The 24065-nt window shown below is 64.4% G+C and carries 19 protein-coding genes; 16 read left to right on the forward strand and 3 right to left on the reverse strand.

Annotation, left to right across the window (positions count from 1 at the left end):
- Positions 1-121: 121 nt before the first annotated feature.
- Positions 122-580, reverse strand: a complete 459-nt coding sequence (locus ACUY1T_RS18785) for a YaiI/YqxD family protein (RefSeq protein ID WP_446025079.1) — start codon at positions 578-580, stop codon at positions 122-124.
- Positions 581-1021: 441 nt separating this feature from the next.
- Here ACUY1T_RS18785 and ACUY1T_RS18790 point away from each other — a divergent pair, with 441 nt between their 5' ends.
- The 15 genes from ACUY1T_RS18790 to uxuA all read left to right on the forward strand — a co-directional run bounded on the left by ACUY1T_RS18790 (position 1022) and on the right by uxuA (position 20293).
- Positions 1022-2746 carry a DEAD/DEAH box helicase gene (locus tag ACUY1T_RS18790; RefSeq protein ID WP_446025080.1) on the forward strand — a complete coding sequence of 575 codons (1725 nt, stop codon included), beginning with the start codon at positions 1022-1024 and terminating at the stop codon, positions 2744-2746.
- 771 nt (positions 2747-3517) lie between these two features.
- Entirely contained in the window at positions 3518-5551 is a 2034-nt protein-coding gene (locus tag ACUY1T_RS18795) for a putative bifunctional diguanylate cyclase/phosphodiesterase (RefSeq protein ID WP_446025081.1), read from the forward strand.
- Between the two features lie 128 nt (positions 5552-5679).
- Complete coding sequence (locus ACUY1T_RS18800) at positions 5680-6930, forward strand: ABC transporter substrate-binding protein (RefSeq protein WP_446025082.1); 1251 nt, start codon at positions 5680-5682, stop codon at positions 6928-6930.
- 304 nt (positions 6931-7234) lie between these two features.
- On the forward strand, positions 7235-7975 hold the full coding sequence (locus ACUY1T_RS18805) for a GntR family transcriptional regulator (RefSeq protein ID WP_446025083.1): 741 nt from the start codon (positions 7235-7237) through the stop codon (positions 7973-7975).
- A gap of 59 nt (positions 7976-8034) precedes the next feature.
- Complete coding sequence (locus ACUY1T_RS18810; RefSeq protein WP_446025084.1) at positions 8035-8994, forward strand: C4-dicarboxylate TRAP transporter substrate-binding protein; 960 nt, start codon at positions 8035-8037, stop codon at positions 8992-8994.
- Between the two features lie 96 nt (positions 8995-9090).
- Complete coding sequence (locus tag ACUY1T_RS18815) at positions 9091-9582, forward strand: TRAP transporter small permease (protein ID WP_446025085.1); 492 nt, start codon at positions 9091-9093, stop codon at positions 9580-9582.
- On the forward strand, positions 9579-10868 hold the full coding sequence (locus ACUY1T_RS18820) for a TRAP transporter large permease (protein WP_446025086.1): 1290 nt from the start codon (positions 9579-9581) through the stop codon (positions 10866-10868). Before ACUY1T_RS18815 ends, ACUY1T_RS18820 begins: the two co-directional genes overlap by 4 nt.
- 25 nt (positions 10869-10893) lie before the next feature.
- On the forward strand, positions 10894-12315 hold the full coding sequence (uxaC, locus tag ACUY1T_RS18825) for a glucuronate isomerase (protein ID WP_446025087.1): 1422 nt from the start codon (positions 10894-10896) through the stop codon (positions 12313-12315).
- A gap of 34 nt (positions 12316-12349) precedes the next feature.
- The gene (gene manD, locus ACUY1T_RS18830; RefSeq protein WP_446025088.1) at positions 12350-13561 is read left to right on the forward strand and encodes a D-mannonate dehydratase ManD; all 1212 of its coding nucleotides are present in this window, start codon (positions 12350-12352) and stop codon (positions 13559-13561) included.
- A gap of 13 nt (positions 13562-13574) precedes the next feature.
- The gene (locus tag ACUY1T_RS18835) at positions 13575-14606 is read left to right on the forward strand and encodes a Zn-dependent oxidoreductase (RefSeq protein WP_446025089.1); all 1032 of its coding nucleotides are present in this window, start codon (positions 13575-13577) and stop codon (positions 14604-14606) included.
- Positions 14607-14690: 84 nt separating this feature from the next.
- A complete protein-coding gene (locus ACUY1T_RS18840; protein WP_446025090.1) occupies positions 14691-15659 on the forward strand; it encodes a TRAP transporter substrate-binding protein in 969 nt (322 codons plus the stop codon).
- A 66-nt stretch (positions 15660-15725) separates the two neighbouring features.
- The gene (locus tag ACUY1T_RS18845) at positions 15726-16334 is read left to right on the forward strand and encodes a TRAP transporter small permease (RefSeq protein WP_446025091.1); all 609 of its coding nucleotides are present in this window, start codon (positions 15726-15728) and stop codon (positions 16332-16334) included.
- The gene (locus ACUY1T_RS18850) at positions 16325-17608 is read left to right on the forward strand and encodes a TRAP transporter large permease (protein WP_446025092.1); all 1284 of its coding nucleotides are present in this window, start codon (positions 16325-16327) and stop codon (positions 17606-17608) included. Before ACUY1T_RS18845 ends, ACUY1T_RS18850 begins: the two co-directional genes overlap by 10 nt.
- Complete coding sequence (locus ACUY1T_RS18855; protein ID WP_446025093.1) at positions 17605-19098, forward strand: mannitol dehydrogenase family protein; 1494 nt, start codon at positions 17605-17607, stop codon at positions 19096-19098. Before ACUY1T_RS18850 ends, ACUY1T_RS18855 begins: the two co-directional genes overlap by 4 nt.
- A gap of 16 nt (positions 19099-19114) precedes the next feature.
- Positions 19115-20293 carry a mannonate dehydratase gene (gene uxuA, locus ACUY1T_RS18860; RefSeq protein ID WP_446025094.1) on the forward strand — a complete coding sequence of 393 codons (1179 nt, stop codon included), beginning with the start codon at positions 19115-19117 and terminating at the stop codon, positions 20291-20293.
- Between the two features lie 68 nt (positions 20294-20361).
- On the opposite strand, the gene ACUY1T_RS18865 is transcribed toward uxuA, so the two are convergent.
- Complete coding sequence (locus tag ACUY1T_RS18865) at positions 20362-21939, reverse strand: aldehyde dehydrogenase (NADP(+)) (protein WP_446025095.1); 1578 nt, start codon at positions 21937-21939, stop codon at positions 20362-20364.
- Positions 21940-21965: 26 nt separating this feature from the next.
- Positions 21966-22952 carry an AraD1 family protein gene (araD1, locus tag ACUY1T_RS18870; protein WP_446025096.1) on the reverse strand — a complete coding sequence of 329 codons (987 nt, stop codon included), beginning with the start codon at positions 22950-22952 and terminating at the stop codon, positions 21966-21968.
- 175 nt (positions 22953-23127) lie between these two features.
- On the opposite strand from araD1, the gene ACUY1T_RS18875 reads away from it, so the two are divergent.
- Positions 23128-24054, forward strand: coding sequence for a Gfo/Idh/MocA family protein (locus tag ACUY1T_RS18875; protein WP_446025097.1), 927 nt, complete (start codon positions 23128-23130; stop codon positions 24052-24054).
- Positions 24055-24065: the final 11 nt, after the last annotated feature.

A 24065-nucleotide genomic window follows, 5' to 3' on the forward strand; every position in this document is an offset into this window, starting at 1 on the left:
CCGAAGCCCGAAGCCCGAAGCCCGAAGCCCGAAGCCCGAAGCCCGAAGCCCGAAGCCCGAAGCCCGAAGCCCGAAGCCCGAAGCCCGAAGCCCGAAGCCCGAAGCCCGAAGCCCGAAAGCTTCACGGCTTCCTGGCGTTCTTCGCCAACCACCTGTCCAGCGCGTTGGCGAACTCGCGCCTGTCACTGTCGTTGTAGCCCGTGGGGCCGCCGGTGTGCTCGCCGCTCGAGCGCAACGTTTCCATGAAATCCCGCATCTGTACCCGGGCGCGGATATTGTTCTTGTCGAGAATCTCGCCGCGGGTGGTCATCACCGCCGCGCCCTTGTCGATGGCTTCCATGGCCAGCGGCAGATCGGAGCTGATCAGCAGATCACCCGTTTCGATGCGCGCCACGATCTCGTTGTCGGCGGCATCGAAACCATGGCTCACCGACAGCGACTTGACCCACTTCGAGGGCGGCAGGGGAATCGAATGGTTGGCGACGAACCAGGCCGGCGTGGTGGTGCGCTCGGCGGCGCGAACGATGATCTCGCGCGCGACCTTGGGGCAGGCGTCGGCGTCGACCCAGAGCGTGGGCATTCGGGCAGGCTCCTCGCGGAAGAATTCACGATTGTTATGATCGTGGCGTTGAAAGTACTGGTCATGAAACCAGTGTCGATGATAGCATGCGCGCTCCTCGCATGTGTTGACCCCGCCATCATGACGATTCGCTCCGTATGCCCCGCATACGAGAGGCAATCACCGAGACTGACAGCAAACGCTGCAATGTCCGAGATGTGAAGATGGAGCGCTACAGGATGCCGCCAACCGGGCGACATCGGCGCAAAAAGGTCGCCACAGCGGTTCCCGCCTGATGGTGCGAACCGGATGCCAGGTGCGACCGGCGTCCCACGATAACGTGATCCGCTCTGTCCAGGCCGCGTAGGCCAGCGACGACAGGGCCACCGACCTGCCATGTGCTGTGTCGGGGATGCCTCAATGTGATTTGCCGGCGAGTGCCGGCCTACCAAGGTGTGATTGATGACCTCGACTTCTGTCGCCTCGCCGAGCTTCGGCGATCTTGCTCTGCTGCCTGCCGTTCTCGCCGCTGTCGAAACACTGGGTTACGAAACTCCATCTCCGATTCAGACACAGACCATTCCGGCGCTGCTGGAAGGGCGCGACATGCTGGGCCAGGCACAGACCGGTACCGGCAAGACCGCAGCCTTCGCGCTGCCTCTGCTTTCGCGGCTCGAGCTGACTCGCCGTGAGCCCCAGGTGCTGGTGCTGGCGCCGACCCGTGAGCTGGCCCAGCAGGTGGCCGTCTCCTTCAGTAAGTACGGCCAGAACCTGCAGGGTCTGGAAGTGGCCACGCTTTGCGGCGGCCAGGAATATCGCGAACAGCTGGGCGCGCTGAAGCGCGGTGCCCAGGTGGTGGTGGGCACGCCGGGCCGGGTGATCGACCACCTGGATCGCGGCAGCCTCAAGCTCGACGGTCTCTCCGCACTGGTGCTGGACGAAGCCGACGAGATGCTGCGCATGGGCTTCATCGACGACGTCAAGCGCGTCGTCGCCGATACCCCGAAGGAAGCCCAGCGGGTGTTCTTCTCTGCGACGCTGCCGACCGAGATCGAGCGCATCGTCAACCGCTACCTGGTCGATCCGGTCAAGGTCGCCATCGAGTCGCGTACCACCACCGGCGAGAACATCGAGCAGCGCCTGGTGCGCGTCGATGGCGGGGCCAAGCTGGAGGCGCTGTCGCGCATCCTCGAGGTCGAGCCGGTGGACGCCGCGATCGTCTTCGTGCGCACCCGGGCCGCCTGCACCACCCTGATGGAGCAGCTCTCCGCGCGTGGCGTGAACGTGGCCAGCCTCTCGGGCGACCTGGACCAGAGCCTGCGCGAGCGCACCATCCAGCGCCTCAAGCGCGGCAAGGTCGACGTGCTGATCGCCACCGATGTGGCCGCCCGTGGCCTCGACGTGCCGCGCATCACCCACGTCTTCAACTACGACCTGCCCCAGGACGCCGAGGCCTACACCCACCGTATCGGCCGTACCGGCCGGGCCGGGCGTACCGGTATCTCGATCACCTTCGTCGGCTTCCGCGAAGGTCGCAAGGTGGGTTGGATCGAGCAGGCTACCGGCCAGAAGCTCAGCGAGATGGAAGTTCCTGACGAAGCCGCCATTCGCGCCCATCGTGACGAGGTGTTCCATCAGCGCATCATCGGCTCCCTGACCGCCGGTGCCGAGGAGCAGCGCGCGCTGGTCGAGCGCCTGGTGGCGGAAGGTCACGACCCGATCGAGCTGGCCTGTGCCTTTGCCGCCCTGGCCCGCGCCGACGAGGCGCCCATCGGCCGTCTGCAGGCGCCGCGCAAGGAGCGTGTCGAGCGCGGCGGTGAGCGTGCACCGCGTGACGGCAAGCCGCCGCGTCGTGATCGTGACAGCCGTGGCCCGAGTGAGGGCATGACCCGCTATCGCGTCGCCGTCGGTCACAAGGACGGCGTCAAGCCGGGCCAACTGGTCGGCGCGCTGGCCAACGAGGGTGGCATCGAAGGTTCGCGGATCGGACGTATCGACATCCGCAACGCCTTCTCGGTGGTGGAGCTGCCGAGCTCACTGCCGCCGAGCATCCTGGCCAAGATGGCCCGCGCCCGCGTCGCCGGCCGCCCGCTGGAGATCAGCGAGGATGGCGGTGCGCCCGAGCGTGCCCCGCGTCGTCGCCGTGAGGATGGCGAGGCTCCGGTGCGTCGCCGCACCAGCGCCTAAGCGCTCCGTTTGCCGCTAGCGGCGAACGCGGAAGAACAAGCCCAGGCCGGGAAACCGGCCTGGGCTTTTTGGGTATCCAGAACGCTTGGTTGGTTATTGATAGAAGGCCTCTGCTTGCATCCTCTTCGGATTTCCTGGTTGAGGGGTACATTATTCACAATGTGCTTTTCGGTTATCTGCGATAGCTCAAGTCGGGTTTATCGGTGGCGGCAAGCCATATTTTTATTTCTGGCCAACTCCCGATTAAAGCGGATGGTACGACTCTCGAAGACCGCTCTTTTGAAGATCAGCATCCTGCCCGCCAAAGAGGGACAGGTTTACGGCTAAATCCATATGAGGAGAAGCTTAACTGTTTTCACTGAATGGCATGGCATGGTCTTATCTAAGGTCGCTGAAGAGCCTTAAGTCACTTTAGGGAGCTTGGTGCTTGGCCTCAGGCCCTCTTATCCTCAAAGCGCAACCTCTAGCCAAAAACTGACTCATTGATTGCGTTTGTGCTCACATCGTGTTGAAAGCGCTATTGCCTGCGATACAATGAGCCGGGTAGCCGTTTTAAGGTTGCTGGACGTGCTGGTGTTGATTGCTCGGAGAGCCTTCAAGCACCGGGGGAGAACTATCGAAGCCCTGCGGGCTCAGGAAAAATAATCAAACACTTACTCCGAAGAGCAGCGCAGCATGCCTGAGATATCGATACTTTCACCAAGGCTAGGTTCTTCCATCGAAAGATACATCCGGTCTATTGGCCGGTACTATATTGGCGCCACAATAATCATGACGCTGCTCATAGGAGCAACATATTTAACGGTCAAGATGGCACTCGACCGTCATGCCATACAACAGGAAATCAGTTTTCTTACCAGTCGTCAGTTCATCCGCTTTCAGCAACTTGCCAATCAGACACGCGCGGTCATGAGCGCATCCGCCGATCCCAACCTGCCTGAGTATATCGTCCAGCCGATGCTTGACGATGTGCGTAGAGCCATTGCCGATATCAGAGACATAATCAGTCGGCTGGAAACCATGCACAGACGCCTCGACATGAACCTCCTGGAGAGGGTAACCCCCCAGAGCGCCGTGGATGAAGGCCTCTACCTCGAGCTCAATCGACGGCTCGAGGTTTTTCTCTCGCGTGCCGAAAGAGTGGTCAATGCCAGCCACGAAGACCGGCGACGGCGATACACCTTCTGGGGACCGGTCGACTTCGCTGCCTCGGCCGATAGCATACTCATGCGCCACTTCAACGATCTCATCCAACAAGCACACGACCGCAGTGACACCAGCATCGGCAGCGCAATATCGATCAGCACCGTCCTTCTTCTCATGCTCGCCGTAATTTCAATTCTGGCAAGTATTTTCCTCTTCTATCCGCTGCTGATGAAGTTGCGTAGCGAACACCATAGAAAAATGGACTTCGAGAAAAAACTCACTTGTCTTGCCCAAACGGATGCACTCACTGCGCTCAAGAATCGCTCGTTTTTCAATTCAGCAATCAACGAGCTATTCCAGCGCTTCAAAAGGCATGGTGCCGGCTTTTCTATGCTGTTAGTCGACCTGGATCACTTCAAATCGATCAACGATAACTTTGGCCACCCAGCCGGCGATGCCACGCTTCTCCATGTCGCACGCACTTTCCAGAATGTCTTCCGGCCCGACGACATCATTGCCCGTATCGGCGGCGATGAATTCGCCGTTCTGCTGCCCGAAGTCGACGATGAAATCCGTCTCAATGCCATAGCCGATCGCATCGTCAAGGAGATAGCGGCGGACTTCCTGTTCGAGGGCACCACACTGCGCATATCGGCCAGCATCGGCGGTGCCACCGTTCCCACACATGCAACGGATGAAGCCGGTCTCGTCCGTGTCGCCGACCTTGCACTGTATGCCGCCAAGAGCGGACGGAACAATGCAGTCGTTTTCGACGAAGCGACACTCGCCGCACGACTGGAACAGAATGAGATGGCCGCGGCTCTCGCTGGTGCAGCCGAGCGCGACGAGTTCATCGTGTACTATCAGCCAAAGGTTTGCCTTAGGACGGGAGGTCACCTGGGATTCGAGGCGCTCGTCCGATGGAATCACCCCGAGCTCGGCCTGCTCGCACCGGGCGTTTTTCTGCCATTGATGAATGCCCCGCACCTCATCGGCGACATGACCCGCGCCGTCGTATGGGGGGTATGCCGCGATCTCCAGGCATGGAAAGCGACAGGACTCTTGCCCGGCCCCATTGCCGTCAATCTACCAGAGGCACTTCTGATCAACGAGAGCGGGTTTGAAATACTCGCTTCGGCTATCCGCCAATATGACCTCGATTGGCACGACCTGACCATCGAAGTGACCGAGGACGTTTTCCTCAATCGGTATGCCGAGCGCATACATGCATCGATGACGCGTTTCCGTGAACGTGGTGTATCCATCGCTCTCGATGATTTCGGAACCGGTTTTGCCTCACTCTTGCATCTCCGCGACTTCCCCTTCGACGAGTTGAAAATCGATCGCGGTTTCGTAGCCGATATTGGGCTGGACCATCGATCCGAGCAGATCATCCAGGCGATGATCGACCTGTCACGAAATTTAGGCAAGCGCTGCGTGGCCGAAGGAATCGAAACCGAAGCGCAACACGAGTTCCTTCTTAACGTGGGCTGCGGAATCGGTCAGGGATACCTGTTCGCCAAGCCGATGCCGGGTAGCGAAGTCAAAGAGCGCTTATTCAAGCAATCCGGTATCGCCCAATCTCGGCATAGTACTGAAACATTCGATTCCTCGGTGCGTATGGTGGGCGCCGATGCAACGACATCAGCTCCGCGCTGAAGGCATCGACAGCGGAGGTGATAAATGGATAACGAGATCGTTTGATGACTGTTCGCTGCCCTGACGGGATAAACCAGCGGCAGTAATGGGAACTGGGTTTCGGTGAGGAATGAGGAAAAACTGTGCCGATGAAACAGTCAATGAGAGCTAACTTTTTCGCAGTTGTCATGATGGCTGCGTGTTCGCAAACGCCAGCCATTGCCGTCGAGGGCAATACAGTCGACGTCGTACATTTCTGGATATCGAAGAGCGAATCCGCGGCACTCGACATTTACAGGCAAGCCTGGACCGGCGCTGGAAACCGCTGGGTGGATCTTCCGGCGGCAGAGAAGGTGGCGGTACAAAGGATTGTCAGTGAACGCATTGCCAATGGTTACCCGCCGGCCGTGATGCAGTGGAACGCGAACGAGGGCTCCCGTGAATTACCGGACATGGGGGTCGTGCAGGATATCGATACTGTGGCACGGGAGGATCACTGGAGCGATGTGCTCCCCGGTTTCGTGCTCGATCGGATAACCTACCAGGATCAGGTGTATTTCGCGCCATCGAATATTCACGCTGAAAACTGGCTCTGGACCAGCCAGCAGATATTCGATGAGCTGGGGTTGGAAACGCCGGAGACATGGGACGACATATTCATCGCCGCCGACCGGATCGAAGCGGCAGGATATCTGCCCATTGCTATGGGCTCCGGCCCATGGGAAGTTTCGCTGCTCTTCAATGACATCATGTACTACATGATGGGAAACGCGGGATATTCACGGCTCATCGACGCGGATGCGGAAGCCGTGCTCGATCCACGCATGCTGGATGCGCTCGATATGCTTCGGCGACTATCCCGTTATGTCGAACTGCCTGCGGTCCGTGCGGACAAGACCTGGGCGGACGCCACTGCCATGGTCGGGCGCGGCGAGGCCGGCATGCAATTCATGGGCGATTGGGCAAAGGGCGAACTCATCTCACTCGGTTATGCCGCCGACCGGGACTTCGGTTGCAATCTTGCGCCCGGTACTTCAATCGCCTATTTCACGGTAATCGATGCCTTTGCCTTCCCATTGACCGCCCGCGAAGGCGAGACCAAGGCGCAACAGGCATTCGCCCGCATGGTGCTCGACCCCGACAATCAGGTCGCATTCAGCCGCATCAAGGGCTCGCTGCCGATACGCACCGACATCGACCCTGCCGGACTCGATCGTTGCGGCCAGTTGGGGCTACATGTGCTCATGAACGACGAACACCGGGTCAGCGCGCAATCGATGGCCATGCCCTCGCAAATGTCGGAAGGCTGGATAGGAGTCCTGGCTGATTTCTTCAACGACGAATCCATCTCCAGCCAGACCGCTCAGCAGCGGCTGTATCAGGTGATCAATCAGGGGTGAACAGCCCCAGACTCCCCCACGTTCTACTCGGTGACGATCGATCAGCGGTAATGCGATACGAACGAAATGCCTGGCATGACGCCAGGCGTTTTGCCGAGTAGCGAAAACGTTACACGATTTCAGAGCAAAACCGGTCCCGTCCCTCGTTCTTGCCTTGGTAGAGCAGGCCGATGACACGCCTGATAAGCGTCTGCGCCGAAGGTGCTCTACCTGTTTGTCATCTCTGCTTGCCAATTGCCATACTACCATACTAGTCTGGTCAGAGCGGCAACGATTAGTTCAACAAGAATCGGAGACGGTGCCCATGACAACTCCCCTGCAGGCCATGTGGCAGGAAGCGCGTGACGACGGCTCGGTTCGCGAGCGGCTTTACCGTGTGCTGCGCCAGTCGATCATCCGCATGGTGCTGGCACCGGGGCAGGCGCTCTCGGAAAAGGAGCTGGCCGATGCCTTTTCCGTAAGTCGCCAGCCGGTGCGCGAGGCCTTCATTCGGCTGTCGGAGGCGGGATTGGTCGAGGTGCGCCCGCAGCGTGGCACCTACGTGGTGAGGATCTCGCAGCAGGCCGTGCTCGAAGCCCGTTTCGTGCGTGAGGCGATCGAAGTGGCGGTGGCTCGCGAGGCCGCCACCCTGGGCGTCGCCGAACAGACCCTGGATGAGCTGCGTGAACTGCTCGAGCGCCAGCGGCGCTGCATCGAGCCCAACGATTACGACCGTTTCTTCCAGCTCGACGAGGATTTCCATCGTGCACTGTCGCTGGGGGTGGGGCACACCGCGGCCTGGCGTGTCACCGAGGAGGTCAAGGCGCAGCTCGACCGGGTGCGCTACCTGAGCGTTCCCGACAGCACCCCGATCGGCAAGCTGGTCGACCAGCACTCGATGATCGTCGAGACCATTGCCCGTCGAGACCCGGAGGCGGCGGCCAAGGCCATGAGCATTCACCAGCGCGAGATCCTGCATTCGCTGCCGGAGCTCATGCGCCGCTTCCCCGAGATGTTCGACGGTTCCTTCAACCCGGCCGCAGCCGGAAATCCAGCAAGCAATTAGCCAAGCAAGAACGCCAGGTAACTCGACGCAATAACCACAACAGACGTCAGGAGGCTCACATGAGAACCACCGCACTCGCAGCGGCCATTGCGCTGGCCGCCACCGCCAACCTGGCCCATGCGGCCTACCAGTTGAATCTCTCCTCGGCGCTCAGCGCCCAGGATCCCATCGTGCTGGCCATGGAAGAGGCCAGCCAGACGATCGCGGAGCGCTCCGATGGCGAGCTCACCGTTCGCGTCTTCCCCAACAGCCAGCTCGGCTCCGACGAGGACGTGGTCGAGCAGATCCGCAGCGGGGCCAACGTCGCAGTGCTGATCGACGCCGGTCGCTTGTCCGAATATCAGCCGGAGCTGGGTATCCTCAGTGCGCCCTATCTGGTCGAGGACCACTCCGACTACGACCGCATCACCTCGTCGGAACTCTATCAGGGGTGGGTCGATAGCCTGGCCGAGAGCAGCGGCTTGCGTCTGCTCAACTACAACTGGTTCCAGGGCTCGCGCCACATGCTGACGAAGAAGCTGGTGGAGACGCCCGACGACCTGCGTGGGGTACGCGTGCGTACCATCAACTCGCCGGTATGGCTGCGCACCATCGAATCGATGGGCGCCACGCCCACGCCGCTGCCCTGGTCGGAGGTCTACTCCGCGCTGCAACTGGGCGCGATCGACGGCGCCGAGGCGCAGCTCACCGCCGCCGAAGGCCAGAATCTGCACGAAGTGATTACCCATATTGCCCTGACCGGGCATATCCACCTGATGACCGGCCTGGCCACGTCCGAACAGTGGTACCAGTCGCTGCCGGAAGAGCTGCGCACCATTCTCGATGAAGAGCTACGCAACGCCGGTGAGGCGGCCAGCCAGGCTACCGTCGACGCCCAGGATGCCGTGCGTGAACGCATGGAGGCGGAAGGCGTGACCTTTACCGAGGTGGATGTCGAGCTGTTCCGCGAGCGCGTGTCCGGCGTCTACGAAGAACTCGGCTACGACCAGTACCGCGACCAACTGACCGCGGGAGAGTGAACCAGCCAGCCCCTGCTGCACGTACGGCAGGGGCGTGGGCCGCCGAGGCCGGCGTTCGCAAGCGCGCCGGATGCAACTGGTTCGAGGATGACTCTTATGTGGTACTGGTACGACCGACTCGAGGCGTGGCTTGCCGTTGCGCTGCTGGGCGCCACTTCCCTGACCCTGCTGGTGAGTTCGACGGCACGTGCCATCGGCCAGCCCTTCGCCGGCGGCGCCGAACTGGCCCAGTTGCTGTTCATCTGGACCGCCGTACTGGGCGCCGACATCACCTTGCGCCACGGTGGGCAGGTGCGCATCGATGCCCTGGCGGTACGTTTGCCGTTTTCATTGCAGCGGCTGGTTACGGGCTTTTGTCTGGTGCTGATGCTGGGCTTCCTGGCCCTGCTGGTGTGGCATGGCTTCCCGTTGGCCCTGTCCAACTGGCAGCGCCCGATGGGCGTGGCCGGCCTGAGCTACGGCTATATCACCTTGGCACTGCCGGTGGGCGCCGCCCTGATGATCGTCTCGCTGCTGCGTCGCATCGTGGCCAGGGGCATCGTGGCGAGCCTGGCGCCGGATGATGACGTCGCGGAGGGAGCCTCATGACCGCCGCGCTGCTGCTGGGCCTGGGACTGGTGCTGATGGCCATCGGCATGCCCGTGGCCTTTGCCATCGGTATCGCCGGCTTCACCTACTTCTTCCTGCCCGAGACCTTCCTGCCGACCAACATCGGGGCGCAGCGCATCGTCTCGGCAACACAGTCGTTTCCGCTGCTGGCAGTGCCGCTGTTCATCTTCATCGGCCACCTGATGAACGCCAGCGGCATCACCCCCCGGCTGATACGCCTTTCCACGTTGCTGGCTGGCTGGATGAGCGGCGGGCTGGCCCAGGCCAGCATCGTGCTCAGCACGCTGATGGGAGGCGTGTCGGGCTCGGCGGTGGCCGATGCCGCGATGCAGTCGCGAGTGCTGGGGCAGGGCATGATCAAGGGCGGCTACAGCCCCGGGTTCTCCGGTGCGGTACTCTCCATCGGCGGGCTGATCACCGCCACCATCCCGCCCAGCATCGGTTTGATTCTCTACGGCTACCTCGGCGAGGTGTCGATAGGGCGGCTGTTCATTGCCGGTGTGGTGCCCGGCTTTCTGCTGATGGTGGCGCTGATGGTGACCACCTACTTCGTCGCCAGGCGTCGCGGCTACACGCCGATGCGCGAAGGTCTGCCTACTGGCCGCGAAGTCCTCGAGGCCCTGCGTGGCAGTATCTGGGCGTTGCTGTTCCCGGTGTGGCTGCTGGTGGGCATTCGCTATGGCCTGTTCACACCCACCGAGGCGGGCGCCTTCGCGGTGGCCTATGCGTTGCTGGTGGGCTGCGTGATCCATCGCGAGATGGGGCTGCGCGAGATCCTCACGGCGATGCATGCCAGCGTGCGTGACATCGGCATGATCATGCTGATCATCATGTTCTCGGGAATCATCGGCTACGTGGTCTCCTTCGAGCGGGTGCCGCAGACCATCGCCGAGCTGACGCTGGGTGTGTTTTCCAGTCACGCCACGCTGCTGCTGACCCTGGCCGTGCTGCTGGTGCTGCTCGGCATGCTGCTCGAGGCTACCGTCGTGGTGATGCTGCTGACGCCGATCCTGGTGCCGGTGGTCAAGGCCGCCGGGGTCGACCCGGTGCACTTCGGCCTGCTGATGATGACGCTAGTGACCTTCGGCGGCATGACCCCACCGGTGGGCATCTCGATGTACACCGTATGCGGCATCCTGCGCTGCTCCTTCTTCGACTACAGCCGTGAGCTGCTGCCCTTCGCCCTGGCGGTATTCGTGGTGGTGCTGGGCATCATCTTCTTCCCCGATATCGTGCTGTTCCTGCCCAACCTGCTGATGGGTTGAGTGAACCGACAAAATGGAGGGTTCAATGGCCTTCACCGACAAGATCACCTTCATGGGGCCCGACTTCCTGCTCGAGAACGAGCCGGCACGCCGGCTCTACCACGAGCATGCCGCGGCCATGCCGATCTGCGACTACCACTCGCACCTGAGCCCGCAGGAAATCGCCAGCAACGTCCAGTTCGACAACCTCACCGAGCTGTGGCTCAAGGGCGACCATTACAAGTGGCGGGCGATGCGCATCGCCGGCATCGACGAGCGGCGCATCACCGGCGATGTGGGCGAACGCGAGCGCTTCCAGGCCTGGGCCGAAACGGTGCCGGACTGCCTCGGCAACCCGCTCTATCACTGGACCCATCTGGAGCTGCGCCATCCGCTGGGCATCGAGAACACGCTGCTCTCGCCCGCGACGGCGGAGGAGATATGGATGATGTCTCGCGAGCGGCTGGCCACGCCTGAGCTGAGTGCCCAGGGCATTCTCGAGCGCTTCAAGGTGCGTACCGTGTGTACCACCGACGATCCGGTCGATGGGCTGGAACTGCATCGGCGCCATGCCGAAAGCGGGGCGGCACCCGCCATGCTACCGACCTTCCGTGCCGACGCCGTGCTCAAGATCGAGCAGCCCGGCTTCGCCGACTATCTCGGCGAGCTGGAGGCAGCCAGCGGTGTCGCGATCCGAGGCTACGACGATTTGCTCGCGGCGCTGTATCAGCGCCTCGAGCATTTCGCTTCCCATGGCTGCTGCCTTTCCGACCACAGCCTGGAGAAGCCGGTGTTCGTTGCGCCGCCGAGCGTGGCCGAGCTCGACCGGCTGCTTGAGCGCCGCCGCCATGGCAAGACGCTCTCGGACGAGGAGAACGCCGCCTTCACCACCGCGGTGCTGCTGTGGCTGGGGCGTGAGTATGCTCGCCGCGGCTGGGTGATGCAGCTTCACCTCGGCGCGCTGCGCAGCCTGAGCCAGCGCGGCCTGGCCGAGATCGGCGCCAACAGCGGTTTCGATGCGATAGGCGACGTCACCTACGCCGAGCCGCTGGCGGCGATCCTCGATGCGCTCGACCGCGACCGGGCGCTGCCGCGCACCGTGGTCTACAACCTCAACCCGCGCGACAACGAGATGCTGGCGAGCCTGGTCGGTTCGTTTGCCAGCGACGGCATTCCCGGCAAGCTGCAGTTCGGCGCCGCCTGGTGGTTCAACGACCAGCGCGACGGCATCGAACGCCAGCTCGTCACGCAGATGAACTTCGGCTTGCTGCGGCACTTCGTCGGCATGCTCACCGACTCGCGAAGCCTGCTGTCGTTCTCCCGCCACGACTACTTCCGCCGCATCTTCTGCCAGATGCTCGGCGCGCAGATCCAGCGTGGCGAATTGCCGGGCGATCTCGACCGCATCGGCGAGCTGGTGCGGGCGGTGTGCTACGACAACGTGCAGCGCTACCTCTTCGAAAGATAGGGCTCCCCCTCCACCTCACTGCGACGGAAGCTTCATGAAAATCAGCGACGCCTATGTGATCGTCACCTCGCCGGGGCGCAACTTCGTCACCCTCAAGATCGTTACCGAGTCGGGCACCTACGGTATCGGCGACGCCACCCTCAACGGGCGCGAGATGGCGGTGGTGGCCTACCTCGAGGAGCACGTGCTGCCCGCCCTGATCGGGCGCGATGCCAGCCGTATCGAGGATATCTGGCACTACCTCTATCGCGGTGCCTACTGGCGCCGGGGGCCGGTGACCATGGCGGCGGTGTCGGCGGTGGACCTGGCGCTGTGGGATATCAAGGCCAAGGCGGCCGGCATGCCGCTCTACCAGCTGCTCGGCGGCAAGAGCCGCGAGCGGGTGATGACCTACGCCCACTGCACCGGCAGGGACATCGAGGGCTGTTTGGCCGAGGTCGAGAAGCACGTCAAGCTCGGCTACCGGGCGGTGCGGGTGCAGGCCGGGGTGCCCGGCATTCCCACCATCTACGGCGTGGCCAAGCACGAGGGCGAGCGCTACGAGCCGGCGGATGCCGAGCTGCCCGCCGAGCACGTGTGGAGCACCGAGAAGTATCTCAATCACGTGCCCAAGCTGTTCGCCGCGGTGCGCGAGCGCTTCGGCGACGAGCTTCACGTGCTGCACGACGTGCACCACCGCCTGACACCCATCGAGGCGGCGCGCCTGGGCAAGGCGGTGGAGCCTTACCACCTGTTCTGGCTCGAGGACTGCGTGCCGGCCGAGAACCAGGAGAGCTTTCGCCTGATTCGCCAGCACACCACCACGCCGCTGGCGGTGGGGGAGGTGTTCAACTCGATCCACGACTACCGCGAGCTGCTCGAGAACCAGTGGATCGACTACGTGCGCACGCCGCTCTCCCACGGCGGCGGCATCACCCACGTGCGGCGCATCGCCGACCTGGCCGCGCTCTATCACGTGCGCACCGGCTTCCATGGGCCGACGGACCTGTCGCCGGTGTGCCTGGGCGCGGCGATCCACTTCGACACCTGGGTGCCCAACTTCGGTATCCAGGAGCACATGCCCCACACGCCGGAGACCGACGCCGTCTTCCCCCACGACTACCGCTTCGAGGACGGCCATTTCCTCGTCGGCGAAGCGCCGGGGCATGGCGTCGATATCGACGAAGCCTTGGCCAGGCAATACCCCTACAAGCGCGCCAGCCTGCCGGTCAACCGGCTGGAGGACGGCACCCTGTGGCATTGGTGAGGAGAACGTATCGATGAAAGCCTTTCAGGTAAACGCGCCGCTGGACTACGCCGTTGTCGAGGCCGAGGTGCCCCGCGCCGCTGCCGGCGAGGTGCTGGTGAAAGTGGCCTTCGCCGGGATCTGCGGCTCGGACATGCACATCATCCATGGCGACAACGCCTTCGTGCGCTTCCCACGCATCACCGGTCATGAGTTCGCCGGCACGGTCGAGGCGCTCGGCGAGGGGGTCGAGGGCATCGAGGTCGGCGCCCGGGTGTGCATCGATCCGGTGGTCAGCTGCGGTAAGTGCTATCCGTGTCGTATCGGCCGCCCCAACGTGTGCAGCTCGCTGCAGGTGATCGGCGTGCACCGGAATGGCGGCTTCGAGGAGTGGGTCAACGTGCCGGCGGCCAATGTCCATCTGCTGCCCGAGGGGTTGGCGCTGGAAGCCGGTGCCTTGGTGGAGCCCTATTCCATCGCCGCCAACGTGCTGGAGCGGATGCAGCCGCTGCGCGGCGACCGCCTGCTGGTCTATGGCGCCGGCGTGATCGGCCTGACCATCCTGCAGATGGCCCGCGCCCTGGGCATCGAGGACATCACCGTCATCGACCTGATCGACGAGCGCCTGGCCACGGCCCGTGAACTCGGCGCCACGCGTACCTGGCACGGCAAGGACGATGTCGAGGCCGCAGCGAGCGAATTGACCGGCGGCGAGGGCATCCCGCTGATCGCCGATGCCGCCTGCGTACCGGCCTTGCTGCCGCAGATGCTGCGCATCGCCTCACCGGCGGGGCGTATCGGCCTGCTCGGCTTCAACCCCACGCCCAGCGACCTGGTGCAACTGGAGGTGATCAAGAAGGAGCTGACCCTGGTCGGCTCGCGGCTCAACAACCGCAAGTTTCCGGATGTGCTCGAGCGCATGGCATCGGGGCGTCTCGATCCGCTGGCGCTGGTCAGTCACCGCCTGCCTTTCGACGACATGCCCGGGGCCATCGACATGCTCGACCATCATCCCGAAAGGGCTCGCAAGGTGCTGATTGGCATCGGTGCCGACATCCGTGCCTGAGCCAGCTCGATGCGACAGCGGCATCGCCACAGCGATGCACATAACAGCAATAACCGCTTGAACAGCAAAACAAGGAGCTACGTCATGATCAAACGACTCATTACCGGCGCCGTCCTCGGGACGGCCCTGATTGCCAGCCAGACCGCGCTGGCCGCCGACGTCACGCTGAAATTCGGCCACCTGGCCAATGAGCAGAACATCTGGCACCAGGCCGCCGAGCGCTTCAAGGAACTCGTCGAGGAGAATTCGGACGGGCGCATCGAGGTGCAGATCTATCCCAACGAGCAGCTCGGCAACGAGATGGACGTGATCAACAGCATCCAGCTCGGCACCGCCGACATGACCATCACCGGGGAGAGCCTGCAGAACTGGGCGCCGAAGGCGGCGATGATGGCGGTGCCCTATGCGTTCCGCGATGCCGAGCACCTGCGCCAGGCGGTGGAGAGCGAGATCGGCGAGCAGATCGAGGCGCAGATCACCGAGCGCGCCAACCTGGTGCCGCTGGCCTGGTTCGAGCGTGGGCCGCGTGAGCTGACCTCCAACCGGCCGATCCGCCACCCCGACGACCTCGACGGCATTCGCCTGCGTGTGCCCAACGTGCCGCTGTTCGTCGACACCTGGGAGGCACTGGGCGCAAGGCCCACGCCGATGGCTTTCAGCGAGGTCTTCACCGCCCTGCAGCAGAACACCATCCAGGCCCAGGAGAACCCGCTCAGCCTGATCGAGAGCGCCAGCTTCAACGAGGTGCAGGACTACGTGAACCTGACCGGCCACGTGCGTAGCTGGATCTACGTGGTGATTGGCCGCAACCGGCTCGAGAGCATGCCCGAGGAGCTGCAGCAGATCGTGCGCGATGCGGCCCAGGAGATGCAGACCTATCAGGCCGAGTTGTTCGAGGAGGACCAGCAGCGCCTGGAGCAGGCCCTGCAGGAGCGCGGCATGGAGTTCGTCGAGGTCGATACCGAGGCCTTCGCCGAGAAGGCGCGGCCGGCCGTGGAAGCGGCTCTCGACGATGAACAGCGCGCGCTGTTCGACGCCATCCAGAATCTTTGATCCACCCGGGCGGGCCCGTGCCCGCCCATTCCCCATGGGTCCGGCGGACCCTAGCGAGGAACGTCTATGGATATTTCTCCGCAGCGTGGCGAGGGCGAACCCGACGGTCAGGAAGTAATGGCCAGCCTCGACGCCCTGTCCGCGGTGCCCAGGCTCCAGGGGCCGCTGGGCCGTGTCATCGGCTGGGTGGATACCCTGTTCGTACTACTCGCCAACCTGGCCCTGATAGGGATTGCCGCGACCGTACTGCTGCAGATCTCGGGCCGACTGTTCCTGCCGTTCACCCTGTCCTGGACCGAGGAGCTGTCACGCTACCTGTTCATCTACATGGTGGCACTGGCGGCCGGGGTGGCGATCCGCCGCCACCGGCACGTCAACGTCGAACTCTTTCATCACCTGCTGGGATTGCGCGCGCGCGGCGCCTACCAGGCGCTGATCTGTCTGCTGATCGGTGGCTTCGCCCTGATGGCGCTGCCCGCCGCCTGGCAATTCGCCCAGAACGGGGCCTGGCAGACCTCGCCCACCCTGAGGGTGCCCATGCTCTACATCTTCTTCTCCACCGTGCTGCTGTACGCCCTGGTGCTGTTCTACAGCGCCATCGGCCTCGTCGAAGGCCTGGCCGCAGCATGGCGGACGCCCGTCGACAGCGACCGGGAGGACGCGACATGGAAGTGATGGTGCTATTCGGCGTGTTCCTGGTGCTGCTGGTGCTGGGTCTGCCCATCGCCTTTGCGCTGGGCATCTCGTCGCTCGCCTACCTGCTTCTCGAAGGTATCTCGCTGACCATCGTGCCGCAGCGCATGTACTCCGGCATCGATACCTTCGTGCTGCTGTGCATTCCCGGCTTCGTGCTGGCCGGCAACCTGATGAACGTCGGCAACATTACCGAGCACATCGTGCGCTTCTCGAATGCCCTGGTCGGCCATATCCGCGGCGGCCTGGGCCTGGCCAATGTGGGTGGATCGATGATCTTCGGTGGCATCTCCGGCACCGCGGTGGCCGATGCGGCCAGTATTGGCTCGGTGATGATTCCCGGCATGGCACGCTCCGGCTACGACAAGCCGTTCGCCGCCGCCGTTACCGCCGCTTCATCGACCATCGGCCCGATCATCCCGCCCAGCGTGCCGATGATCATCGTCGGCTCGCTGGCAGGCGTCTCGGTGGGGCGCATGTTCCTGGCCGGGGCCGTGCCCGGCCTGCTGCTGGGCATGGCGATGATGATCACCGTCTACCTGTTGGCGGTGAAGCGCGGCTATCCCAAGGAGCGCCGCGCCACCCTGCGCGAGCTGCTGCGCGAAGGGCGCACCGCCTTCTGGGCGCTGCTGATGACCGCGATCATCCTCTACGGCATCATCGGCGGCTTCTTCACGCCCACCGAGGCCTCTATCGTCGCCAGCCTCTATGCGCTGGTGGTGGGCATGTACGTCTACAAGGGGCTGACCTGGCGCAAGCTGCCGGCGATCCTCACCGACACCGTGCTGACCTCGTCGGCGCTGCTGCTGCTGGTGGGCCTGGCCAACCTGTTCGGCTGGATCCTCACCAGCCAGCAGATCCCGCAGACGATCGCCGCACTGATCATGATGATCAGCGACAACCCCATCGTGGTGATCCTGATCCTCAACCTGATCCTGCTCTTCGTCGGCGCCTTCATGGAGACCATCGCGGCGCTGATCATCCTGTTTCCAGCGCTGCTGGGGGTGGCCACCGGGGTCGGCATGGACCCGGTGCACTTCGCGGTGATGGCGGTACTCAACCTGATGATCGGCCTGACCACGCCGCCGGTGGGAGTGTGCCTGTTCGTGGTCTCGGGCATCGGCAAGCTGCAGATGCTTACCGTGGCCCGCGCGATCCTGCCGTTCCTGGCGTGCAATATCGCGGTACTGCTGCTGGTGGCCTACGTACCGGCCATTTCGCTGTGGCTTCCCGACCTGTTGATGGGGGCAAGATGAAGGACGTGACACGCATATCCGCCGTCGCGCCGACCGGGCGCATCGGCATCGTCCACCTGGGGCTCGGTGCCTTCCATCGTGCCCACCAGGCGGTCTATCTGGAGCGCTATCGCCAGCGCAGCGGCGACGGCGCCTGGGGGGTGAGTAGCGCCAACCTGCGCGGCGGCGTGGCGCTGGTGGATGCGCTGCGCGACGCCGGCTACCACTACCATGTCGCCGAATATGCCGACCGCGACCATGTCACGCTACGCGAGATTGGCGTGATCGAGGAGGCGCTTTTCACGGGTCAGGACAAGCGTGCCGACCGCGACGGTGACGGCCAGTGGGGGCGCGATCTCGAGGCGTTGCTCATGCGCATGGCCTCGCCCGACACTCGCCTCGTCACCCTGACGGTGACCGAGAAGGGCTACTTTCTCAATCCCGCCGAGGGCAGCCTGCTGCGCGACGACCCGTTGGTCGCCCACGACATCGATCATCCGCAGGCGCCGCGCACGGCGCCGGGCATCCTGGTCGAGGCCCTGGCCCGACGGCGCAGGGCGGGAGTCCCGCCGTTCACGGTGCTGTGCTGCGACAACATGCCGAACAACGGCAAGCGCACACGAACGGCCGTGGTGCAGCTCGCTGCCTGTCGCGACGGTGAGCTGGCCGCCTGGATCGAGCGCGAGGTGGCCTTTCCCTGCAGCATGGTCGATCGCATCGTGCCGGCCATGACGGAGGTCGATTTCGCGCGCCTGGCCGAACTGGGCGTCGAGGATCCCAACGCGGTGGTGGGGGAGGCCTTCTCGCAGTGGGTGGTGGAGGACGACTTCCCTCTCGGCCGGCCCGCCTGGGAAGGTGAGGGCGTGGAGATGGTCGCCGACGTCGCGCCGTTCGAGACCATGAAGCTGCGCATGCTCAACGGCAGCCATTCGCTGCTCGCCTACCTGGGCGCGCTGGACGCCATCGAGACGGTGTTCGACGCGGTGAGCCGTGACGACCTGGTGGCACTGCTGCATCGCTACATGCTGAGTGAAGCGGCACCGACCCTGGCGATGCCAGCCGGTACCGACCTCGAAGGTTACGCCGAACAGCTGCTCTATCGCTTTGCCAACGACAGCCTGCGTCATCGCCTGCAGCAGATCGCCATGGACGGCTCGCAGAAGTTGCCCCAGCGCTGGCTGCATGGCGCCCTGGCGCGGCTCGAGGCCGGAGGCCAGGTACCCTGCACCGCACTCGGCGTGGCGGCGTGGATCCGCTACACCGGCGGGAGCGATCTGCACGGCAATGTCCATGCCGTCGACGATCCCATGGCGGGCACGTTTGCCCTGCTGCACGAAACCCACGCCGAGGATGTCGAGGCTCTGGTATTGGCCTTTCTCGAGTTCGATGCCGTGGTTCCGCCGGCATTGGCTGAGCACGCCGGCTTCGTTGCGTCGGTGGTGTCGGCCTATCGGCGCCTGACGACCCTTGGCCTCGATGCCGCGCTTGCGCAGCTCGACGTTCCCACCTGATACCGCGAGGACTTTCATGGAACATACCTGGCGTTGGTTCGGCCCCAGCGATCCGATCACCCTCGACGAGATTCGCCAGACCGGTGCCACCGGCATCGTGACGGCGCTTCACGAGATACCCAACGGCACGGCCTGGCCGGTGGAAGCCATTGCCGAGCGCAAGGCGACGATCGAGGCCGCGGGGCTCTCCTGGTCGGTGGTGGAGAGCGTGCCGGTGCACGAGGCGATCAAGCAGGGCACACCTGAGCGCGAGCGCTACATCGCCGCCTACCAGGAGACCCTGCGCAATCTGTCGGCCTGCGGTATCGACATCGTCTGCTACAACTTCATGCCGGTACTCGACTGGACCCGTACCGACCTCGCCTGGCGTTTGCCGGACGGCGGGCTGGCGCTGCGCTTCGACCAGATGGCCTTCGCCGCCTTCGACCTCTACCTGCTCAAGCGCCCCGGCGCCGAGGCCGAGTACACCGATGCCGAACAAGCCGACGCCAGGCGCTACCTCGACGGTCTCGATTCCGACGGGCGCGATTCGTTGATCGACACCATCATCGCCGGCCTGCCGGGGGCCGAGGAGCACTATACCCTGGCACGCTTCCAGGCGGCGCTGGACGCCTATGCCGACATCGACGCCGAGCGCCTGCGCGAGCATCTCGGCCATTTCCTGTGCGCCATCGTGCCGGTAGCCGAGGAAGCCGGTATACGGCTGGCCATTCATCCGGACGACCCGCCGCGTCCGCTGTTCGGCCTGCCGCGGGTGGTGTCCACCCCCGAGGACGCCCAGTGGCTGCTCGATGCGGCAGCCAGCGAAGCCAATGGCTTGACCCTGTGCACCGGCTCCTATGGCGTTCGTGACGATATCGACCTGGCCGCCATGGCGCGCCGTTTCGGCCCACGCATCTACTTCGCCCACCTGCGCTCCACTCGGCGCGAGGCCGCCGACCCGCGCACCTTCCACGAGGCGCATCACCTGGGTGGCGACGTCGACATGGTGGGGGTGATCTCCGCGCTGGTGGAGGAGGAGCGTCGTCGCGAACGCGAGGGCGGCCCGCGCTTGCCGCTGCGGCCGGACCACGGCCACCACATCCTCGACGACCAGCGTCGCGACACGCGTCCCGGCTATCCGCTCTACGGGCGCATGAAGGGGCTGGCCGAGCTGCGCGGCGTGGAGCTGGCGGTGCGGCGGTTGACGAGCTGAAGCCTCGCCCAAGCAAAAAAGGCGGCCCGCAGGCCGCCAAAGGTTCCAGAACATTTATGGGCTTGGCGCTACACCTCGCGCTTGCCGTCGACCAGCCGCGACACACTCCAGGGGTTGCCGTCACGCAGAGGCTCGGGCAGCAGGCCCTCGGGCAGGGCCTGGTAGCACACCGGGCGCAGGAAGCGGAAGATCGCCGCGCTGCCCACCGAGGTGGTACGGCTGTCGGAGGTGGCCGGGTAGGGCCCGCCGTGAACCATGGCGTGACACACCTCGACGCCGGTGGGCCAGCCGTTGGCCAGAATGCGACCCGCCTTGCGCTCGAGGATCGGCAGCAGTTGTTTCGCTGCGTCCAGGTCGCCGTCGTCCATCTGCAGGGTGGCGGTGAGCTGGCCTTCGAGCTGGCCGGCTACGCGCTTCACGTCCTCCAGGTCGGCGCACTCGATCACCAGCGAGGTGGCGCCGAACACCTCTTCCTGCAGCTCGGGATCAGAGAGAAACGCCTCGGCTGCGGTGACGTAGAGCCCCGCCTGGCAGGCATGGGCCGACTCGCCCACCTGGCCGCGGGCCGCTTCCCTGACCTTGCTGTTACTCGCCAGCCGGCCCACGCCCTGCTCGTAGGCGGCGTGGATGCCCGGGGTGAGCATGGTCTGGGCGCCACTCTGCTTCACCGCATCCGCCGCGGCCTCGATGAAGGCGGAAAGCGCGGGACCCTTCACCGCGATCACCAGGCCCGGGTTGGTGCAGAACTGCCCGGCGCCCATGTTGAGCGAGGCGACGAAGCCCTCGGCGAGCTGGGCACCGCGTGCCTTGAGGGCCTCGGGCAGCAGGAGCACCGGGTTGATCGAGCTCATCTCGGCGTAGACCGGGATCGGCTGCGGGCGTGACTGCGCGGTCTTCATCAGCGCCGTGCCGCCACCGCGGGAGCCGGTGAAGCCCACCGCCTGGATGCGCGGGTCACTGACCAGCGCCTGGCCGATCTCGCTGCCCGAGCCGAACAGCAGCGAGAACACCCCTTCGGGCAGGCCGCACTTCTCCACCGCCTGCTGTACCGCACGGCCGACCAGCTCCGAGGTACCGGGGTGGGCGGAGTGGCCCTTGACGATCACCGGGCAGCCGGCGGCCAGCGCCGAGGCGGTATCGCCGCCGGCCACCGAGAAGGCCAGCGGGAAGTTCGAGGCACCGAACACCGCGACGGGGCCGAGCGGAATGTGGCGCTGGCGCAGGTCGGCGCGGGGCAGCGGCTGACGCTCGGGCAGGGCCGGGTCGATACGCAGATCGAGAAATTCGCCGGCGCGCACCACGGAAGCGAACAGACGCAACTGGCCGCAGGTACGGCCGCGCTCGCCCTCGAGGCGCGCCCGGGGCAGGCCGGTCTCGGCCATGGCGCGCTCGATCAATGCGTCGCCGATGGCTTCGATCTCGGAGGCGACCGTCTCGAGAAACGCCGCACGCTGCTCCAGCGTGGTCTCGCGGTAAGTGCCGAACGCTGCCTCGGCCAGTTCACAGGCGCGTTCGACCTCAGCCTTGCTACCGCCGACATAAGTGGGTTCCAACGTCTCGCCGGTGGCGGGATTGACGCCATTGATGGGCGTGGAACTGCCGCTGACGGCCTCGCGGCCGATCAGCATCTTGCCTTCCAGGGTCATAAATAAACTCCTTGTCTGTTGCACCCCTAAAGCGATTTCACGTCGATAGGGACACTGTTCGCCTCAAAGCGTAGTGGATTGCGCAGGGGGCGACCGAACTCGGTCAGGCTGATCTCGAAGCGGTCGCCGTCGCGGGTCTGGACGCCGTCGGCGAAGCTCAGGGTGGCGGTGCCGAAGAAGTGCACGTGCACGTCGCCGGGACGACGAAAGCCCGAATACTTGAAGTGGTGATACTCCAGGTTGGCCAGGCTGTGGGCCATGTTGGCCTCGCCGGTGAGGAACGGTTTCTCCCAGACGGTCTCGCCGCCGCGCACGATGCGGCTGACGCCTTCCAGGTGGTCGGGCAGCTCACCCGCCCACAGTTCCGGGCCAACGCTGCAGGCGCGCAGCTTGGAGTGGGCCAGCCACAGGTAGTTGAAGCGTTCGGTCACATGGTCGGAGAATTCGTTGCCAATGGCGTAGCCGACCCGCCAGGGCCGGCTGTCGTCGCCGATCACATAGAGCCCGGCCAGCTCCGGCTCCTCGCCGGCATCCGCGGCAAAGGCGGGCACCGGGATCTCGGTTTCCGGGGCGACCATGCAGTCGCCGTCGCCCTTGTAGAACCACTCCGGCTGGGCGCCGGTCTCGCCGGGGGCGGGCTTGCCGCCCTCCACGCCGAGCTTGAACATGCGCATGGAATCGGTGAGTTCCGCTTCACTCATCTGTGTTTTCGCATGCATGGCCGAGCGCGTGTCGGCACTGCCCAGGTGGGTGAGGCCGGTGCCGGTCACCAGGCAGTGCGCCGGGTCGGGGTGGGTCAGTGGCGGCAGCAGGCGTTTCTCGTCGATCAGTTGCTGGTAGTCGAGGCGGGTCTCTGTCTGCGCTGCCTCGACGGCGTCGGCCAGCGACTGACCCGTGGCGATGGCGCGTCGGGCAAGCGTGTAGGTGTCGGCATCGAGCAGGCGGACCTCACGGTCACTCTCGACCCGGGCTGCACGGACCTGGCCTTGGTGTTCGCATTGAATCAAGCGCATGCATAGTTCTCCTGGATAAATTCCCCCGACGACCAGACGGCGGCCATGACAGCTGGTGGATGAATTGCACGGGGTGTATGTTCAACATATTGTTTGTCATGTTCAATTTGTACTTTCGTATAAAACTCTCTCAAGCTGTCCGCAGCGACTGGCGCTCGAAAAGGAAGGAAACGTGATGTTTGCCATCAACATAGGATTGGTCGGGGTGGGCAAGATCGTCCGCGACCAGCACCTGCCGGCCCTGGCCGAAAGCCACGATTTCCACTTGGTGGCAACGGCAGACCCTCACACGGGCCATGCGGCGGTGCCCGGATACGCCGCCCTGGGCGAGATGCTAGAGGCGCACCCCGAACTGGAAGCGGTGGCCATCTGTACGCCGACACATCTGCGCTACTCCCAGGCGCGCATCGCGCTGGAGCAGGGCAGGAGCGTGCTGCTGGAGAAGCCGCCCGGGGCGACCCTGAGCGAGGTGGCGGATCTGGTCGAATTGGCCGAGCGGCAGGGCTGCACGCTGTTCGCCGCCTGGCATTCACGCTTCGCCCCGGGCGTGTCGGAGGCTCGCGACTGGTTGAGGGAGCGGCGCATAAAGCGGGTCGAGATCGACTGGCGGGAGGACGTGCGGGTGTGGCACCCCGGGCAGGCGTGGATTTGGGAGCCGGCCGGCATGGGGGTGTTCGACCCCGGGATCAACGCGCTGTCGATCGCCACCGAGATTCTGCCTCGCGCCTTCTTCTTGCGCGATGCGCGGCTGTGGGTGCCGAGCAACTGCCAGGCGCCCATCGCTGCGGCGCTGACCTTCAGCGATACCGAGGGCACGCCGATCGTGGCCGACTTCGATTTTCGCCAGCCGAGCCCGCCGATCTGGAGCATTCACGTCGAGACCGATGCGGGGCGCCTCAGCCTACTGCAGGGCGGCCGCCGGCTGGAGATCGACGGCCAGTGCCTGCTCGACGCCGAGGAGCGCGAGTACCCGGGCCTCTACGCCCGATTCGCCGAACTGATCCGACAGCGTCGCAGCGATGTGGACTTGGCCCCGCTGCGCCATGTGGCGGACGCCTGCCTCGCTGCCTGGAGAGAACCGACGGAGCCCTTTATCGAGTGAGGTAGGGGAGA

The sequence above is a fragment of the Billgrantia sp. Q4P2 genome (assembly GCF_052806135.1).

Coding starts and splice junctions, on each gene's coding strand:
- ACUY1T_RS18785 (WP_446025079.1), bottom strand. CDS start 580: ATGCCCACGCTCTGGGTCGACGCCGACGCCTGCCCCAAGGTCGCGCGC.
- ACUY1T_RS18790 (WP_446025080.1), top strand. CDS start 1,022: ATGACCTCGACTTCTGTCGCCTCGCCGAGCTTCGGCGATCTTGCTCTG.
- ACUY1T_RS18795 (WP_446025081.1), top strand. CDS start 3,518: ATGACGCTGCTCATAGGAGCAACATATTTAACGGTCAAGATGGCACTC.
- ACUY1T_RS18800 (WP_446025082.1), top strand. CDS start 5,680: ATGAAACAGTCAATGAGAGCTAACTTTTTCGCAGTTGTCATGATGGCT.
- ACUY1T_RS18805 (WP_446025083.1), top strand. CDS start 7,235: ATGACAACTCCCCTGCAGGCCATGTGGCAGGAAGCGCGTGACGACGGC.
- ACUY1T_RS18810 (WP_446025084.1), top strand. CDS start 8,035: ATGAGAACCACCGCACTCGCAGCGGCCATTGCGCTGGCCGCCACCGCC.
- ACUY1T_RS18815 (WP_446025085.1), top strand. CDS start 9,091: ATGTGGTACTGGTACGACCGACTCGAGGCGTGGCTTGCCGTTGCGCTG.
- ACUY1T_RS18820 (WP_446025086.1), top strand. CDS start 9,579: ATGACCGCCGCGCTGCTGCTGGGCCTGGGACTGGTGCTGATGGCCATC.
- uxaC (WP_446025087.1), top strand. CDS start 10,894: ATGGCCTTCACCGACAAGATCACCTTCATGGGGCCCGACTTCCTGCTC.
- manD (WP_446025088.1), top strand. CDS start 12,350: ATGAAAATCAGCGACGCCTATGTGATCGTCACCTCGCCGGGGCGCAAC.
- ACUY1T_RS18835 (WP_446025089.1), top strand. CDS start 13,575: ATGAAAGCCTTTCAGGTAAACGCGCCGCTGGACTACGCCGTTGTCGAG.
- ACUY1T_RS18840 (WP_446025090.1), top strand. CDS start 14,691: ATGATCAAACGACTCATTACCGGCGCCGTCCTCGGGACGGCCCTGATT.
- ACUY1T_RS18845 (WP_446025091.1), top strand. CDS start 15,726: ATGGATATTTCTCCGCAGCGTGGCGAGGGCGAACCCGACGGTCAGGAA.
- ACUY1T_RS18850 (WP_446025092.1), top strand. CDS start 16,325: ATGGAAGTGATGGTGCTATTCGGCGTGTTCCTGGTGCTGCTGGTGCTG.
- ACUY1T_RS18855 (WP_446025093.1), top strand. CDS start 17,605: ATGAAGGACGTGACACGCATATCCGCCGTCGCGCCGACCGGGCGCATC.
- uxuA (WP_446025094.1), top strand. CDS start 19,115: ATGGAACATACCTGGCGTTGGTTCGGCCCCAGCGATCCGATCACCCTC.
- ACUY1T_RS18865 (WP_446025095.1), bottom strand. CDS start 21,939: ATGACCCTGGAAGGCAAGATGCTGATCGGCCGCGAGGCCGTCAGCGGC.
- araD1 (WP_446025096.1), bottom strand. CDS start 22,952: ATGCGCTTGATTCAATGCGAACACCAAGGCCAGGTCCGTGCAGCCCGG.
- ACUY1T_RS18875 (WP_446025097.1), top strand. CDS start 23,128: ATGTTTGCCATCAACATAGGATTGGTCGGGGTGGGCAAGATCGTCCGC.